We start from the raw sequence: 16,141 nt of genomic DNA on the forward strand, positions 1-16,141 counted from the left end.
GGGATACCTGGTGAAGCAACACCAGACTTCCTACATCAAAGGTCCCTCCATGCCACATCCCCATCCGCCGCGGCCGCGCCGCGCACACCTGCGCGCCTCTGTCTTTCCTCCGGCCGGGCCGATCGGCGCGGCCGTGCGCGCGGCGTTGTTCATCAGCCTGGCGGCCAGCCCCCTGATCCTGGTCGCCCCGCCTGCCCACGCCCAGGCGCAGCCCGTGGCCCGCTATGGCGTGAATATTCCCGCCGGCCCCTTGGGCCAGGCGCTTATCGCCTTCGCCAATGCCGTCGGCGTGGAACTGTCGATGGACACGGGCCAGCTCAGCGGGAAGAACAGCCAGGGTCTGCAGGGCCAGTACACCGTGCAGGCCGGCTTTGCCGCCCTGCTGAACGGCCAGGGGTTCCAGGCGGTGCGCACCGCCAACGGCAGCTATGCGCTCGCACGGATTCCCGACCCGGCGCAAGGAGTCCTGCTGCCGGTGGTCACCGTCCAGGGCGACCCGGACGCGGACCCCGCGCTAACCGAAGGCACGGGATCGTATACGACGCGTGCGATGAGCACCGCCACCGGCCTGGCCCTTTCGCCGCGGGAAACGCCGCAGTCCGTGTCGATCGTGACGCGGCAGCAGATCGAAGATCGCAACATCAAATCCCTGGCCGAAGCGCTGCGCGCGACGACGGGCATGGCCGAAAGCGCCTACGATACCGAGCGGTCGTCGTTCAGCTACCGGGGGTTCTCGGTCGAGAATTACCTGTACGACGGCGTGCCGACCACGTTCTCTTCGCCGTATGCGGCGGGCGAGTCAGACCTCGATTCCGTCATCTATGACCGGATCGAGGTGGTGCGCGGCGCGACGGGGCTGATGACCGGAGCGGGCAACCCGTCCGCCGCCATCAACCTGGTGCGCAAGCGCGCACTGAGCGACAAAGTGGAAGGGGAGATCACGGCTTCCGCCGGATCGTGGGACAACTATCGCACCACCATCGACATCGCCACGCCGTTCAACAAGGAAGCGACCGTACGCGGCCGTTTTGTCGCCGCCGGCCAGATGGGCAACTCCTTCCTGGACAACCACGAGAAGAAGAAGGGCGTGCTCTTCGGCACGGTGGAAGCCGACCTGACCGACAGGACATTGCTGCGCGCGGGCGCGGACTACCAGGTGAACCGGCCGAAGGCGTCCACGTGGGGCGGCGCCCTGGGGACAGGGTGGTTCAGCAACGGCGAAGCCATCGATTGGCCACGCTCTTTCAACGGCGCACCGAAATGGTCGCAATGGAACAGCACCACGCAATCGCAGTTCATCAGCCTGGACCACCGCTTCCAGAATGGCTGGAAAGGCCAGGTGGGCTATGCCCGCAGTAAGCAGGAGTACGACGCCAAACTCGGCATGAGCAAGGGCGGGCAGATCGATAAGGATACGTGGACCTCGCCTCCCGGCACGATCTATTCGAACTGGTTCGAAGGCTACCGCAGCCAGGATTCCGTGAACGCGAAATTGGACGGGGATTTCGACCTGTTCGGCCGCAAGCACGAATTCATGGTTGGCAGCTCGGGCACTTGGCAGCGCAACAAGGGAACGGTGAGGTTGCCTGTCGAGCAAGAAGAGTACAGCGGCAGCATCCTGGAATGGAACGGGAATTATCCGGAGCCGCACTGGGGGGAACGGGAGTCCGAGCTGAGCAGCCGCACGCGGCAGATCGGTCTGTATGCAGCCGGCCGGTTCTCGCTCGCGGATCCGCTGAAGGTCATCGTGGGCGCCCGCTACACAAGCTGGAACAACAGCCTCACGCGCACATTCGACGTCGTCTCGCCCTACGCCGGGATCGTGCTGGACGTGTCCCGCGACGTGTCCCTGTACGCAAGCTATACGGATATCTTCCAGCCGCAGGACTACCAGGACAGCAGCGGCGCCTACCTGGACCCCGTGCGAGGGAAGAATTACGAGGCGGGCATCAAGAGCGCGTTCTTCGACAACCGCCTGAACGCCTCGCTGTCGGTCTTTCACACAAAGCAGGATAACGTCGCGGAGGCCGACCTAGACAACCTCGTCCCGGGTTCGGCGGCGCAGGCGTATCGCGCGGTGAATGGCACGCAAAGCAACGGGTTCGAGATCGAGCTGTCGGGCCAAGTGCTGCCGGGCTGGAACATCCAGGCAGGCTACGCGCACTTCAACCTGGTAGGACCGGACGGCGCAAAACTGAATACCGCCTTGCCTCGGAATACCTTCAACCTGTTTACGACATATGCCTTTTCCGGCGCTTTGCGGAACCTGACGGTAGGCGGCGGCGTGCGGTGGCAGAGCGGTTCGTGGGCAACGGTGTGGGGTGCGGACGGCAGCGGCCCGTTCGTGCAGCGCCGCGCGGACCTCCCCAGCTACGCGATCGCCAATCTGATGGCGCGCTATGCGTTCACGCCGCAGACCGCCTTGCAGCTCAACGTCAACAATCTGTTCGACAAGAAATACTATTCGCAGGTGAACTTCTACAGCACCCGGAACTACGGCGATCCCCGCAACTTCATGGTGACGCTGTCCCACAAGTTCTAGGGAGGCGGCCGCGATAGCGCAAGCGCGCGCCCGTCATCCTGTACTTGGCCGACAGCGCCAGCAGGCCTTCGGACAGTTGCTTGGCGCGGGCATTAACCGATTCCAGGAAGCCCGGCGCGGCCAGCGCATCCAACACCGCCCCCCCACAGCCGCCATCAACGGATTCCCGTTATACCTGTCACCCCGGTCGCCATGCGATAATTGATAACGATTCCCATTAATTCATAGCGCAAGCCGTGGACTCGACACGCGATAGCCGGTTTTCCACCATTTACAAGAACGACCATCCCTGGCTGGAGCGGCGGTTGCGCAACGGTTTGCGCAACCGCGAAGACGCAGAGGATGTGGCGGGCGAGACGTTTACGCAGTTGCTGTGCCTGCCGGCGCTGGACCAATTGAACGAGCCGCGGGCGATGCTGATCACGATCGCCCGGCGCATTACGTGGCGGCTGTGGCGGCGGCGCGAGCTGGAGCAAGCCTGGCTGGAGATGTTGCGCTTGCAGCCGGAACCGCTGGAGCCGTCGGCCGAGGAACGGGTACAGACGTTGCACTCGTTGCAGAGGCTCGACACGGCGCTGGACGGGCTGTCCTCCAAGGCCAGGATGGCGTTTCTGTATAGCCAGCTCGATGGCATGACCCATGTGGAGATCGCCGCGCGCCTGGACGTATCGCCGACCATGGTGCGCAAGTACATCATGCAGGCTTTGCGCCGTTGCTGCGAGGTGTTTGGGCTATGACGGCCTTGGACGCGCGCGCCCGCGCGGCGGCGATTGAGTGGCAGGTCTGTCTGACCAGCGGTCAGGCCAACGATGCGGACCGCGCGGCGTTTGAGCTGTGGCTGGCGGAGAGCCCGAGCCATGGCGCGGCCTGGCAGCGGCTGAACGCGGCGCTCGATGGCACGTTGCACGCGTTGCGGCCGGGGCTGCTGGCCGATGGCGATGCGCTGCGGCGTTCGCTGGTGAGGCCGCAGCTTGCGCAGCGCCGCCGGCTGGGGAAGCTGGCGCTGGCGGGCGGGGCGTTGCTGCTGGGCGCGGGCGTGGCGGATCGCTATGTGCCATTGCAGTATCTGGCTGCGGGCTATGTGACCCGCACCGGCGAGCGCCGCCGCGTGGCTTTGCCGGATGGCAATGTGATGGAGCTGGATGCGCGCAGCGCGGCGTCGTGGGAGGGGCAGCACGTCGTGCGGGTGTCGGCCGGCGCGGCGATCTTTGAGTTGCGGGGCGGCCAGGGGCTGCAAGTGCGGCTGCCGCAAGGCGAGGTCCGGCTTGCCTCGGGGCGCGCCATGGTGCGCTGTGGGGCCGAGCGCAGCTTCTGCCTGGCCTTGAGCGGGGCCGCCGAGGTCACCACACTGACGGGCGTGCGCCAGCCGTTGGCGCCGGGGCAGGGCGTGTGGTTCGATGCGCGGCAGGTCGATACGGTACAAAACGGCCAGGGGTACACCGCCGCCTGGCAGAACGGCGAGCTTGAAGTCCATGACGAGCCGCTGCAGACCGTGGTGGATGCGCTGGCCCGATACCAGCCCGGCTGGCTGCGGATATCGCCGCAGGCATCGCGGCTGCGCGTGACGGGGCTGTTTCCGCTGGACGACGGCCAGCGAGCGCTGGAGGCGCTCAGGAATACCTTGCCGATCCGGTTGCAGCGGCTGAGCCGTTGGTACGTGATGATCGACCTGGCTTGAATTTTTTTTTCGCGCCAGGTGTTTTTTTGATGGCGCCGATGCACATACATGGAACGCGTGCTCACGCATCCACGGAGTGTTCCATGCTTTCCCTGAGGTTTCCGGCCGCCTGCGTCATCGCAGCCGCCGCCAGCACCGCCCATGCCCAGGCGCTGCGTCAATACGACTTGCCCGCCGGCCGGCTGGATGTGGCGCTGACCCAGATCGCCCGCATAGCGGGCGCGGTGATCTCGTTTCGGGCCGATCTGGTGGCGGGCAAGTCCGCCCCCGCCGTCTCCGGCCAGTTGTCAGTGGAGGAAGCCACTGCCCGCGCGCTGGCCGGTAGCGGGCTGGAATTGCGGCGCACGCCGGATGGCAGCCTGACGGTGGCCCCGGCCAGCGCGACGACGCTGGCGCCGGTGACGGTGGAAGCGGCCACGTTGGGGGTGACCGAGGGGACCCATTCCTACACCACGCCGGTCATGTCCACGGCCACCAAGTTCGCGCTGTCCCCGCGCGAGACGCCGCAGTCGGTCAGCGTGGTGACGCGCCAGCAGATCGAAGACCGGGGCTATCAGTCACTGGACGACGTGGCCCGCGATACGACGGGGCTGACGACGCGCCAGATCGGCGGCGGCGAACGCACGCAGTTCTTCTCTCGCGGATTCGAGATCAGTTCGTTCCTGGCCGACGGGGTTCCACTAGGCTACGACTACGACACGCAGGGTGTGGCCACGCTGGCCATGTACGATCACATCGAGGTGCTGCGCGGCGCGGCCGGCATGATGACGGGGGCCGGCAATCCCTCGGGCACGATCAACCTGGTGCGCAAGCGCGCCACGGCGGTGCCGCAGTTCTCGGTGACGACCAGCGCGGGAAGCTGGGACAATTACCGGGGCGAGGTCGACGGCTCGGGCCCGCTGAACCAAAGCGGCACCTTGCGCGCCCGCGGCGTGGTGGCCTATCAGGATTCGAACACCTTCAAGAAGGCCTACGAGCACCAACGCCAGCTTTTCTACGGCACGATCGAAGCCGACATCACGGCCAACACCACGCTCAGCATCGGCGGCTACTACAACCGCGAGGACAATCCGGGCGCGGATTGGAATGGCCTGCCGACGCGCCGGGACGGCAGCTTCTATGACTTCAATCGCTCGACCCGCCTGTCGCCGGACTGGGCCTATTGGAACAAGGAGAACACCAGCTTCTTCGCCGAGCTCGACCACCGTTTCGAGAACGGCTGGTCCGGCAAGCTGACCGCCCGCACGCTACGCGCCAAGATGAATATGCTGGGCAGCTATCTGTACCCCCTGGAAGACTCGACGCTCTTCGGGCAGGGGCTGGGCCAGTATGCCTATGACAAGACCCAGTACAGCGTGGACGGTTATCTTAGCGGCCCGTTCACGCTGCTAGGGCGCACGCATGAGCTGGTGCTGGGCGGCAGCTTCCTGAAGAACAAGGACAACGACGGCCCTGGCGGCTGGCCGCTGGACTACAACATGACGGTCGACCCGGAACACTGGAATTCCAGCGCCGTCGAGAAGCCCGCGTTCGTCTACCCGTGGTCGCGCAAGGGATACCAGCGCCAGGTCAGCGGCTACGCCACCACCCGCCTGAGCCTGGCCGACCCGCTGACGCTGATGCTGGGCGCGCGGCTGGACTGGTATGAGTACGACATGCAGCTGAAGTCGGGCGATTACGTCAGCCCGCCGGCGGACTACAAGGTCAAGCACGAGTTGACGCCCTACGCGGGCCTGATCTATGACCTGGACCGCCAACACACCGTCTACACCAGCTGGACCAGCGTGTTCCAGCCTCAGAGCAATCAGTCGACGGGTGGCGCGCCGCTGGACCCGGTCATCGGCACCAATCTGGAAGCGGGGATCAAGGGCGAATATTTCGGCGGGCGGCTCAACGCCAGCGCCGCGGTGTTCCAGATCCGCCAGCGCAACCGTCCCGTCGCGCTGGAAACGTCCATGTGCAGCCCGGGGGTGATCGAGTGCTATGCGCCGTCTGGCAAGGTGCAGAGCCGGGGCGTCGAATTCGAAGTGGCGGGCGCGATCACGCCGGGCTGGCAGGTGTCGGCCGGCTATACGTACAACCAGTCCAAATACCTGGAGGATTCGGGCAACCTCCGGGCGGGCGCGGCCTACGATACGCAGACTCCACGCCATCTGTTCAAGCTCTCGACCATGTACACCTTGCCCGGCTCGCTGAATGCGTGGCGCGTGGGCGGAGCGGTGCGCGTGCAAAGCGCGATCAGCTTGCCCGCGTATAACGTGCGCCAGCCCGGGTACAGCATCTGGGATGCCGTGGTGGCGTATCGGGCCGCGCCGAACCTGGATCTGCGCCTGAACGTGTACAACCTGTTCGACAAGTATTACTACCAGGCGATCGGAAGCACCCAGGACAACAATCACTTCGGCGCGCCGCGGTCGTTCTTGTTGACGGCGAAATACACGTTTTAGGGATTGGCCGTGAGCCGTCGGTTACGGTCCTGCGCAGATAACGCTCATGTAGCGGAGAATCCAGGACCCAATCTCGAATTGAATGCCGCGGTATTGGCAGAAGCCTTGCACGAATGAGTACATAAACAGGATGGAAAAGATAAGGGCCGCTTTTGCGGCCCTTGTCTTCATGGCTTAACGAATCGCTTCCATCAAGCCTTGCGCACCTGCGCAATCAACCCATCCAGCTGCGTGAGCATCGTGTCGATTTCTTCAGCCGTCACATTCAAGGCCGGCATGAAGCGCAGCAGATTGCCGCGCGGCGCATTCAGCAGCAGACCATTGGGCGCCAGGTTGCGTGCAGCTTCGACGATGGCGGGGCCATCATCCCGATCCATGATCAGTGCGCGCAGCAGGCCCATCCCGCGCTCGCCCTTCATGCCGTACCTGGCCGACAGGGCCAGCAGGCCTTCGGACAGTTGCTTGGCGCGGGCATTGACCGACTCCATGAAGCCCGGCGCGGCCAGGGCGTCGAACACCGCCACGCCGACAGCCGCCATCAGCGGGTTGCCGTTGTACGTGCCGCCCTGGTCGCCATGCGAGAACACGCAGACTTCCTGGCGCGCCAACAGGGCAGCCAGCGGCACGCCACCGCCAATCCCCTTGGCCAGCGTCATGATGTCCGGCACCACGTCGGATTGCTGGTAGGCGAACAGGGTGCCGGTGCGGCCCATACCCGTCTGCACTTCATCAACGATGAACAGCAGCTTGTGCTCATCGGCCAGCTTGCGCAGGCCCTGCATGAATTCCTTGGTCGCCGGAATCACGCCAGCCTCGCCCTGCACCGGTTCCAGCATGATCGCCACGGTCTGGTCATCGATCAGCTTGCGCACCGATTCCAGATCATTGATCTCGGCCTTCGGGAAACCTTCCACCTGCGGCGCGAACATCTTGTCCCAGCCCGGCTTGCCGGACGCCGACATCGTCGCCAGCGTGCGGCCGTGGAAGCCGTGGTTCATGGTGATGATCTTGTAGGCGCCTTTCTTGTTGACCTGGCCCCATTTACGCGCCAGCTTGATGGCGCCTTCGTTGGCTTCGCCGCCGCTGTTGGCGAAGAACACGCGGTCGAAGACCGAGGCGCCGGTCAGGCGGCTGGCCAGTTCGATGGAGGGCAGGTTGTAGAAGGCCGGCGACGGGTTCATCAGCAGCTTGGACTGGTCCAGCAGGGCCTTCTGCATTTCCGGGGCGCTGTGGCCCAGGGTGTTGACGGCCCAGCCCTGAACGAAGTCCAGGTATCGCTTGCCCGCGTGATCCTCCAGCCAGGATCCCTGGCCGCGCACGAACACGAGGTCCGGGCGGGAGGTGATCTCCATGAGGGCGTTGACGTTGTACTGGCTGAATTCCATGGCGGTTCCTGCTGAAAGGAGAGAACAGGGGTTGAAAAGGGTGGGAAACGCTAAATGCCGAATTTAGCACCGGCGGGGGAATGCTATCGTGACGCACCCCCAGCCGATCCGCCCCACGGCCGCCCCAAAAGGGCCGCTTGCGCGGGGCTCTCTATTTTATGCAACAGGGCAGGCGCCGGGCGCCGCTCTTTGTCGCTTTTTACTGACCGATCATGACACGAATTCTTTCCAGTCTTGCCGCCGGCCTGGTGCTGGCGGCGGCCGCGACGGCCGCGCATGCCGAATATCCCGACCGTCCCATCCGCCTGGTGGTGCCGTTTCCGCCGGGGCAGGCGACCGATATCTTCGCCCGCGCGCTGGCCGAGAAGCTGGGCACGGCGCTCAAGCAGCCGATCGTGGTGGAGAACCGCGCCGGCGCCGGCAGCAATATCGGCATGGAACAGGCCGCGCGCGCGACGCCGGACGGTTACACGCTGGTGATCGCGGGCTCGGCCGCGGCGGTGAACCAGACGCTGTACAAGACCATCAACTACAGCCTGACCAAGGATTTCGCGCCGGTGTCGGGGGTGTTCTCGGTGCCGCTGATGTTCCTGGCGACGCCGGCATCGGGCATCACGTCGCTGCAGCAACTGGTCAAGCAGGCGCGCGCCAATCCGGGCGAGCTGGCGTATGCCAGCGCCGGCATCGGCGGCACGCAGCATCTGTCGGCCGAGATGTTCAAGGCGGCGGCCAATATCGACATCCGCCATATTCCGTACAAGGGCAGCGGCCCGGCGCAGGCGGATTTCCTGGGCCACCAGGTGCCGCTTATGGTGGATTCGGTGACGGCGGGGCTGCCGCACGTGCAGAGCAAGAAGGCGGTGGCGCTGGCGGTGACGACGGCCAAGCGCCTGCCGCAGCTGCCGGACGTGCCGACGGTGGCCGAGAGCGGCTACCCGGGCTTCGAGGCGATCGGCTGGGCGGCGGTGCTGGCCCCGCGTGACACGCCGCCGGCCATCACCAACTACCTGAGCCAGCAGATCGGCCACGTGCTGGGCACGCCCGAGATGCAGAAGTTCTTCCGCGATCGCGGCGCGGAACCGATGCCGCTGAAGCCCGAGGCCACCGGCGCGTTCATCGCCGGCGAGGTCGAGAAGTGGGGCAAGGCGGTCAAGCAGTCGGGCGCGCAGGTGGACTGACGGCGCGGCTTGGAGGCCGGCGCGGTGGCCTTGCCGGCCTGCGCGATCAGCCGGCCATGAAGCCGCCGTCGCAATGACAAACGCCGGGCAATCGCCCGACGTTTTCACGTGGATTTTCAGCGGCCATGTTCAGTGGCCATGGCGAGGCGCGCCGCCTGCGTCAAGGCGCGCTACCCGCATGCCCCAGCGCATCCATCGCCGCCTGCACCAGAAACCCCCGCCATTCGCGCTTTGCATCAATGCGCGCGGCCGTCAGGGCGGAGATGCCCAGGCCGTTGAAAGCGCTGGTGACGCGCACCACGCGCTCCAATTGCAGGTCGGCCAGGTCGATACCGAGCGCGGCATACAGCGTCAGGCCGATCTTGATCAACTCGGGTTCCACCTCGGCGCCCTGGTCGGCCAAGCGGTTGGTCAGGGCCGACAGGCCGGGCCATTCGTAGGTGAGGTCAAGCGTGGCCTCGACCACGGCACGGTCGCGCTCGACGCCGACGGGGATGTGCTGGACGCTTTCCAGCAGGGCTTGCATGCGGTCGATGCCGGTCTTGAGGACCGCGTCGTAGATGGCCTGTTTGCTGGGGTAGTGGTGCAGCAGGCCGGCCTTGGAGTAATTCACGGCGTCGGCGATCTGCTGCAGCGAGGTGTGGGCAAAGCCGTGGCGCGCGAACAGGGCCGCGGCGCGGTCGAGAATCTCGGCGGCGATCTCGGATTTGGTGGGTTTAGGCATGGCGAATCCTTCCGGTACGCCGCATTTTGCCTGATCGCCCGTCAGAACCCTGCGCGTGGCATCGCCGACATGATGCCGATGTACGGCACGACGCGCGGTGGCGGTGGTTCAGATAGGTAGAGGTAGGCGGTGAGGCCCGCGAGCAGGGCGAGGGTGGCGGCCATTGTCAGGGTTCCGGATGGTCGGGTACCGACATGATAAACCGATTTGGTCTGTTTTCGACCATTATGGTCTGTTTTGTAAATCCCTGCCGCTGACTCGCTTCGGCCGTTCCCTTGGTTGGGCAGCCTTCTTTCCGCGGCCCGTCCGGCACCCACCCCACCGCGGTGCGCATCGTGCGCCGCGATGGCGCGCGCCGCACCATCAAGGTGCACCCGCCCCGGCGCGCCTGCGGGCATCCCGCGCGCCCGCCAAATGGCACGGAACTTGCTTTTCAGGTTTTGTATACCGAATTGGTGTGCAACGCTCGACCCCACCCCCGGGGCGGCGCGCCCTGGAGAGTTCCTCATGAACCGTAGAACCCTGTTGCTGTCCCTCTGCACCGCCGCCACGCTGCTGGCCGCGCCGCTCACGCATGCCGACACCCTGGACGACATCGTCAAGGCCGGCACCCTCAAGGTCGCCGTGCCGCAGGACTTTCCGCCGTTCGGCTCGGTTGGTTCGGACATGAAGCCGCTGGGTTACGACATCGACACCGCCGCGCTGATCGCCAAGCAGCTGGGCGTGAAGCTGGAATTGGTGCCGGTGACCAGCGCCAACCGCGTGCCGTACCTGCAGACGCGCAAGGTGGACCTGGTGATTTCCAGCCTGGGCAAGAATCCCGAGCGCGAGAAGGCGATCGATTTCTCGGATGCGTATGCGCCGTTCTTCAATGGCGTGTTCGGCCCGGCCGACCTGAAGGTGGCGTCGGCCGCCGACCTGGCGGGCAAGACCATCGGCGTGACGCGTGGCGCGGTCGAGGACATCGAGCTGACCAAGATCGCGCCGCCCACGGCCACGCTCAAGCGTTATGAAGACAACAACGGCACCATCACCGCCTTCCTGTCGGGCCAGGTGCCGCTGATCGCGACCGGCAACGTGGTGGCCGCCGCGATCCTGGCGCGCAATCCGCCCAAGAAGCCGGAGACCAAGTTCCTGATCAAGGATTCGCCCTGCTACATCGGCATGAACAAGGATGAGCCGAAGCTGCGCGCCAAGGTCAACGAGATCCTGGCCAACGCCAAGCGCGATGGTTCGCTGGCGGCGATTTCCAAGAAATGGCTGGGCGCCGACCTGCCCAAGGACCTGTAAGGCGGGCGCGCGCGCCGGGGCGCTTTCATGGCTTATCAATTCGACTTCGCTTCCGTGTTCGATTACACGCCGGTCCTCATCAAGGGCATTGGCGTGACGGTCGAGCTGATCGCCTTTGGCGCGGTGGCGGGCGTGGCGCTGGGCATCGGCTGCGCCTGGGCCCGCACGCAGGGGCCGCGCTGGCTGCGCGCGCCGGTCACCGCCTATGTGGAGGTGGTGCGCAATACGCCGTTCCTGATCCAGCTGTTCTTCGTGTTCTTCGGCCTGCCGTCGCTGGGCGTGCAGTTCAACGAGATGCAGGCGGCCTGCCTGGCGATGGCGCTGAACCTGGGCGCCTACAGCGCCGAGATCATCCGCGCCGGCATCGACGCCACGCCCAAGGGCCAGTACGAGGCCGGCGCCAGCCTGGCGATGACGCGCTGGCAGGTGTTCCGCCATATCGTGCTGAAACCCGCGCTGGCGCGCATCTGGCCGGCCCTGTCGTCGCAGATCGTGATCGTGATGCTGGGGTCGGCGGTGTGCTCGCAGATCGCGGCCGAGGACCTGACGTTCGCGGCCAACTTCATCCAGTCGCGCAATTTCCGCGCATTCGAGGTGTATTTCGTGACCACCGGCATCTATCTGGCGCTGGCGGTGGGGTTGCGCCAGTTGCTGCGCATGACGGGCAGGCGGTTGTTCCGCAAGGCGGCGCGATGATCGAGTTCACAACCTGGGACATTGTCCGCAACCTGCTGCTGGCCGCGCGCTGGACGATCGTGCTGTCGCTGGTGGCCTTTGTCGGCGGCGCGCTGATGGGCACGCTGGCGCTGATGATGCGGACTTCGCGCGTGACCGTGATGCGGCGCGTGAGCTGGGCCTATATCGAGCTGTTCCAGGGCACGCCGCTGCTGATGCAACTGTTCCTGGCGTTCTTCGGGCTGTCGCTGATCGGCGTGGAGGTGCCGCCATGGCTGGCCGCGGGCGCGGCGCTGACGCTGTGGTCGGGCGCGTTCCTGGCCGAGATCTGGCGCGGCTGCGTGGAAGCGATTCCGAAAGGCCAGTGGGAGGCCTCGGCCAGCCTGGCGCTGGGCTACGTGCAGCAGATGCGCCACGTGGTGCTGCCGCAGGCGCTGCGCATCGCGGTGGCGCCAACCGTTGGCTTCGCGGTGCAGATCGTCAAGAGCACGGCGCTGACCTCCATCATCGGTTTCACCGAGCTGTCCAAGGCCAGCACGGTGATCACCAACGCCACCTTCAGCCCCTTCACCGTCTATGCCTGCGCCGCGCTGATCTATTTCGCGCTGTGCTGGCCCCTGTCGCGCCTCAGCCTCCGGCTGGAAAGGAAGTTGCATGCCCCTCATCGCCCTTGAAGACGTCCGCAAGAAGTTCGGCGACAACGAAGTCCTGAAAGGGGTGACGCTGCGCGTCGAGCCTGGCGAGGTGATCGCCATCATCGGCAAGAGCGGCTCCGGCAAGAGCACGCTGCTGCGCTGCGTGAACGGACTGGAGCAGATCGACGGCGGCGCCATCATGGTGGCCGACGCGCAGCTGGGCGACGACGAGTTGCGGCTGCGCGCGCTGCGGCTGAAGGTGGGCATGATCTTCCAGCAGTTCAACCTGTTCCCGCACCTCACGGTGGGGCGCAACGTGATGCTGTCGCCGATGGTGGCCAAGCGCATGCCGCAGGACGAGGCGGCGGCGCTGGCGCGGGCGATGCTGACGCGGGTGGGGCTGGAACACAAGTTCGACGCCTGGCCCGATGAATTGTCGGGCGGCCAGCAGCAGCGCGTGGCGATCGCCCGCGCGCTGGCGATGCAGCCGCTGGCGCTGCTGTGCGACGAGATCACGTCGGCGCTGGACCCGGAGCTGGTCAACGAAGTGCTGGCGGTGGTGCGCGAGCTGGCCGCCGACGGCATGACGCTGCTGATGGTGACGCACGAGATGCGCTTTGCGCGCGAGGTGTGCGACCGGGTGGTGTTCATGCACCAGGGCCGCGTGCATGAGATCGGGCCGCCCGAGGAACTGTTTACGGCGCCGGCGACGCCGGAGCTGCGGCAGTTCCTGGGGATGACGGATCTGGCCGGATAGGGCGCGTGGATCCTGGCGTGCCAGGATCCGGATCGTCGCGGCCGCTGGCCGTCACGACGGCATTGAGGCGGGCGCGCAGTGCCTGGCGGCGGCGATGGCCCGCCCACCGATGGTCAAGCGGCTGGCAGTCGGCCCAACAATGCGTCGAAGCGACCCAGGCGTACATGACGCAGCTGTCCGCCGACCACCAAGTCGCCATCCGGCAACATCAAGGCGCGCTGGATGCCGCTATCCAGATCGAGCGCGCCGTGGCGGATGCGCAGGACCTGACCGGAACCGGGATGCCACAACTGGCCCAGGTCCAGGCTGCGATGGGGCGCATGCCAATGGCCCAGCAGCAGCCAGCCCCGCGGCAGGGACTGCAGGGTCATGCCGCCGGCGGGCATCTGTTGGGGCTCATGGCGGTTGACGACGAGCGCGTCCAGGTCCGCGTGGCAAAGCGCATCGTCTTCAAGCCAGGCAATGGCGCCGTTGCCGCAGGCGACGGGATGCGAGACATCCCCCGACGTCGCCTCGGGATGGCGCAATGCCAGGGGATGCAACTGGCCGTCGCGCCACAGCAGAAGCTGGCCACGGCACAGCACGCAGGCGCGGCCGTCGGGCAGCGGGATCACCGCCGAGCGGTCGCTGACGGGACGGCGTTGCGGCGGCGCGGTGTGCAGCAACACCGGTTCCATGATGGCTGGGTCATCGCGCGTGGCAAAGCCCCGGTACGCGAAGACCATGCCGCGATCCACCAGCAGCAGGTCATCGCCCGCGAACCCCAGGCTGAATTCGGGCGTGCGGCGCTGCGCCTGCGCCGCGCGCGGCGGTAGCGCCAGGCCGGGACGACTGGACGGCGCGGCCTCGACCCCGGACGCGCGCAGCAGATGCGCATACGGCGTGCTGGCGATGCCGTCTGGGCCTTGCTCGATCCAGGCGTGGACGCCGTTCGCGGCGACGGCCGACGCCAGCAGGCCGCGATGCGGCTGGAACTTGCCGGCGACTTCGCGCAAGGCCGGCCAGCCGCGCAGGTCCGCCAGTTCCGGCATTGCCGTGTCGCGGTTGGCCGCGCAAGCCCAGCCCGATGCCAGCGGCAAGCATTGCGCCATGTCCAGATAATCGCCAGGCTGCGCCAGCGGGCCGGAAGCGGGACGCGGCAAGGCCGCCGGGGCGCCTTGCGGGGCGCCGTCCTGCCGATGCCGCGTCCCCTGTCGGCCATGAGCCGCGATCTGCGCGAGCGTGTCGCTGGCGTCGGCCTGGGGCACGATCAGCAGATGGATGCCATCGTCGTCTTCGTCCTGCCCGATCAGCGCCAACCCCAGCGCTTCCAGTTCCTGGCCCAACAGCGGCAGGAAGTCGTCGGCGCGGTCATCACGCAACGCCGCGCGCAGTGCATCGAGCCGCGCGGCGGCCAGCGCCGGGTAGCGCGCCGCATGGGCCTGCCGCAACGCGTCCAGCAACTCCGGCAGCGGCGTTTTCCAATCGAAGGACAACGGCTCCATCGCGATCGGCGCGGCGGCCATCAGCGTGAAAACCCGCGCGCCGAGATTTCCCAGATGTCCCGCACGATGCCGTCGCGATACACCACCAGCCCGTCGTGCAGGTTGAAGGTGGGGTCGACGTGCGACGGCACCAGCAGCAGCGTGTCGCCCAGCGCGGGCGCCTGCGCGCCGGCCGCCACGCGCACCACGCCGTGTTCGTCGTTGATGGCGGCGTATTGCAGGCCTTGCGCGCCGTGGATCGCGGGCGGGCCGCATTCGGCGGTGGTGGACTTCAGGCCGGCGTCGAGGATGACGCGGTCCGGCGCCGGCGTGCTCATCACGGTCGACAGCACGAACAGGCTGTTCTGGAAGGCCAGCGCGCCGTCCCATTCGTTGGCGCCGTAGTCGCCGTCCATGAAGGCGTAGGAGCCGGCCTGCAGTTCGGTGAAGACGCCGCTGGCGGCGTCGAATTCGACGCTGCCGGTGCCGCCGCCGGTGATGACGTCGCAGGCGATGCCGCTTTCGCGCAGCAGCAGCTGGTAGGACGCGGCGATGCGCGCGGCCTGGCGGCAGACGGCGGCGCGTTCCTCGCGGGTTCGGAAGTGCTGTACCGAGCCGTGGTACGCCTGCAGCCCGACGAAGGTCACGCCGGGCAGGGCGCGCGCCTGCTGCGCCAGCGCCAGCACGGTGGCGTCATCGGACACGCCGCAGCGGCCCTGGCCCACGTCCACCTCGACCAGCACGTCGATCTCGGCGCCAGCCGCGGCCATGGCCTGCGAGATCTGCGCCAGGTTGGCGGCGTTGTCGACGCAGACGCTGAGCTTGGCGGCGCGCGCCAGCTGGCCCAAGAGGCGCAGCTTGGCCGGGCCGACCACTTCGTTGCTGATGTGGATGTCGGTGATGCCGGCGGCCACGAAGGGCACGGCCTCGCTGACCTTCTGGCAACAGATGCCGCGCGCGCCCAGCGCCAGCTGGCGGCGCGCGATCTCGGGACATTTGTGGGCCTTGGCGTGGGGCCGCAGCGCGACCTCGTGGCGGTCGGCCCAGGCCTGCATGGTGCGCAGGTTGGCCTCGAACGCGGCCAGGTCCAGCACCAGGCTGGGCGTGTCGACGCTGGCCAGGGGATCGCCGGCCTGCGCGGGCGGGGGCAGCGCAATGCCGCGTATGACTTCCTGGGACATCTGGAGACTCCGTTGTCTGCACTGCGAGGAAAGCGGCGACCCCCTGGTAAACCATAGCCCTGCAAGCATTGGCGCGGGGGTGCGGCCATGCCAGAATTTCACCACAAATAAAGCCCCGCGCCATGCGCCCGCACAACGGGCCGATCCGATACCGAGCGGGAGCCGAGGCCGCGAAACGGCCCAGCA

The 16,141-nt window shown here is 66.7% G+C and carries 14 protein-coding genes and 1 pseudogene; 9 read left to right on the top strand and 6 right to left on the bottom strand.

From position 1 onward, the window contains the following. Positions 1-10: 10 nt before the first annotated feature. Positions 11-2,542 carry a TonB-dependent siderophore receptor gene (locus I6I07_RS06855; protein WP_232625935.1) on the top strand — a complete coding sequence of 844 codons (2,532 nt, stop codon included), beginning with the start codon at positions 11-13 and terminating at the stop codon, positions 2,540-2,542. Between the two features lie 22 nt (positions 2,543-2,564). Here I6I07_RS06855 and argD read toward each other — a convergent pair. Beyond that, a pseudogene (gene argD / locus I6I07_RS31650) lies at positions 2,565-2,740 on the bottom strand (acetylornithine transaminase); the annotation flags it as partial. Between the two features lie 38 nt (positions 2,741-2,778). Between argD and I6I07_RS06860 the strand changes: the two are divergent. The 3 genes from I6I07_RS06860 (at position 2,779) to I6I07_RS06870 (ending at position 6,667) form a co-directional block, all read left to right on the top strand. After that, complete coding sequence (locus I6I07_RS06860) at positions 2,779-3,279, top strand: sigma-70 family RNA polymerase sigma factor (protein ID WP_035359833.1); 501 nt, start codon at positions 2,779-2,781, stop codon at positions 3,277-3,279. Continuing rightward, the gene (locus I6I07_RS06865; RefSeq protein WP_198486104.1) at positions 3,276-4,220 is read left to right on the top strand and encodes a FecR family protein; all 945 of its coding nucleotides are present in this window, start codon (positions 3,276-3,278) and stop codon (positions 4,218-4,220) included. The genes I6I07_RS06860 and I6I07_RS06865 overlap by 4 nt, the downstream gene beginning before the upstream one ends. An 83-nt stretch (positions 4,221-4,303) precedes the next feature. Further along, positions 4,304-6,667, top strand: a complete 2,364-nt coding sequence (locus tag I6I07_RS06870; protein WP_198486105.1) for a TonB-dependent siderophore receptor — start codon at positions 4,304-4,306, stop codon at positions 6,665-6,667. A gap of 191 nt (positions 6,668-6,858) precedes the next feature. Here I6I07_RS06870 and I6I07_RS06875 read toward each other — a convergent pair whose 3' ends face one another. Then, positions 6,859-8,052: an acetylornithine transaminase gene (locus tag I6I07_RS06875; RefSeq protein ID WP_198486106.1), complete on the bottom strand. Its 1,194-nt coding sequence runs from the start codon at positions 8,050-8,052 to the stop codon at positions 6,859-6,861. A gap of 212 nt (positions 8,053-8,264) precedes the next feature. On the opposite strand from I6I07_RS06875, the gene I6I07_RS06880 reads away from it, so the two are divergent. Then, complete coding sequence (locus tag I6I07_RS06880) at positions 8,265-9,230, top strand: Bug family tripartite tricarboxylate transporter substrate binding protein (protein ID WP_116522440.1); 966 nt, start codon at positions 8,265-8,267, stop codon at positions 9,228-9,230. Between the two features lie 160 nt (positions 9,231-9,390). Here I6I07_RS06880 and I6I07_RS06885 read toward each other — a convergent pair whose 3' ends face one another. Together I6I07_RS06885 and I6I07_RS31835 are read right to left on the bottom strand one after the other, a co-directional pair. Beyond that, the gene (locus I6I07_RS06885; protein WP_198486107.1) at positions 9,391-9,954 is read right to left on the bottom strand and encodes a TetR/AcrR family transcriptional regulator; all 564 of its coding nucleotides are present in this window, start codon (positions 9,952-9,954) and stop codon (positions 9,391-9,393) included. Between the two features lie 41 nt (positions 9,955-9,995). After that, positions 9,996-10,118 (bottom strand): hypothetical protein, encoded by a 123-nt coding sequence (locus I6I07_RS31835; protein WP_257791509.1) that lies wholly within the window; start codon positions 10,116-10,118, stop codon positions 9,996-9,998. Positions 10,119-10,461: 343 nt separating this feature from the next. Here I6I07_RS31835 and I6I07_RS06890 point away from each other — a divergent pair, with 343 nt between their 5' ends. From I6I07_RS06890 to I6I07_RS06905, 4 genes are read left to right on the top strand one after another with little or no spacing between them, the layout of a single operon-like run. Beyond that, a complete protein-coding gene (locus I6I07_RS06890; RefSeq protein WP_116522442.1) occupies positions 10,462-11,244 on the top strand; it encodes a transporter substrate-binding domain-containing protein in 783 nt (260 codons plus the stop codon). Positions 11,245-11,271: 27 nt separating this feature from the next. Beyond that, positions 11,272-11,940 (top strand): amino acid ABC transporter permease, encoded by a 669-nt coding sequence (locus tag I6I07_RS06895; RefSeq protein WP_198486108.1) that lies wholly within the window; start codon positions 11,272-11,274, stop codon positions 11,938-11,940. Continuing rightward, positions 11,937-12,593, top strand: a complete 657-nt coding sequence (locus I6I07_RS06900) for an amino acid ABC transporter permease (RefSeq protein ID WP_198486109.1) — start codon at positions 11,937-11,939, stop codon at positions 12,591-12,593. Before I6I07_RS06895 ends, I6I07_RS06900 begins: the two co-directional genes overlap by 4 nt. Next, on the top strand, positions 12,574-13,311 hold the full coding sequence (locus I6I07_RS06905) for an amino acid ABC transporter ATP-binding protein (protein ID WP_006392206.1): 738 nt from the start codon (positions 12,574-12,576) through the stop codon (positions 13,309-13,311). The genes I6I07_RS06900 and I6I07_RS06905 overlap by 20 nt, the downstream gene beginning before the upstream one ends. A gap of 113 nt (positions 13,312-13,424) precedes the next feature. Here I6I07_RS06905 and I6I07_RS06910 read toward each other — a convergent pair whose 3' ends face one another. After that, a complete protein-coding gene (locus I6I07_RS06910; RefSeq protein WP_198486110.1) occupies positions 13,425-14,816 on the bottom strand; it encodes a DUF6630 family protein in 1,392 nt (463 codons plus the stop codon). Then, on the bottom strand, positions 14,816-15,955 hold the full coding sequence (locus I6I07_RS06915) for a DSD1 family PLP-dependent enzyme (protein ID WP_198486111.1): 1,140 nt from the start codon (positions 15,953-15,955) through the stop codon (positions 14,816-14,818). Before I6I07_RS06915 ends, I6I07_RS06910 begins: the two co-directional genes overlap by 1 nt. Positions 15,956-16,141 lie beyond the last annotated feature (186 nt).

Source organism: Achromobacter deleyi, assembly GCF_016127315.1.
Lineage (GTDB): Bacteria > Pseudomonadota > Gammaproteobacteria > Burkholderiales > Burkholderiaceae_B > Achromobacter > Achromobacter insuavis_A.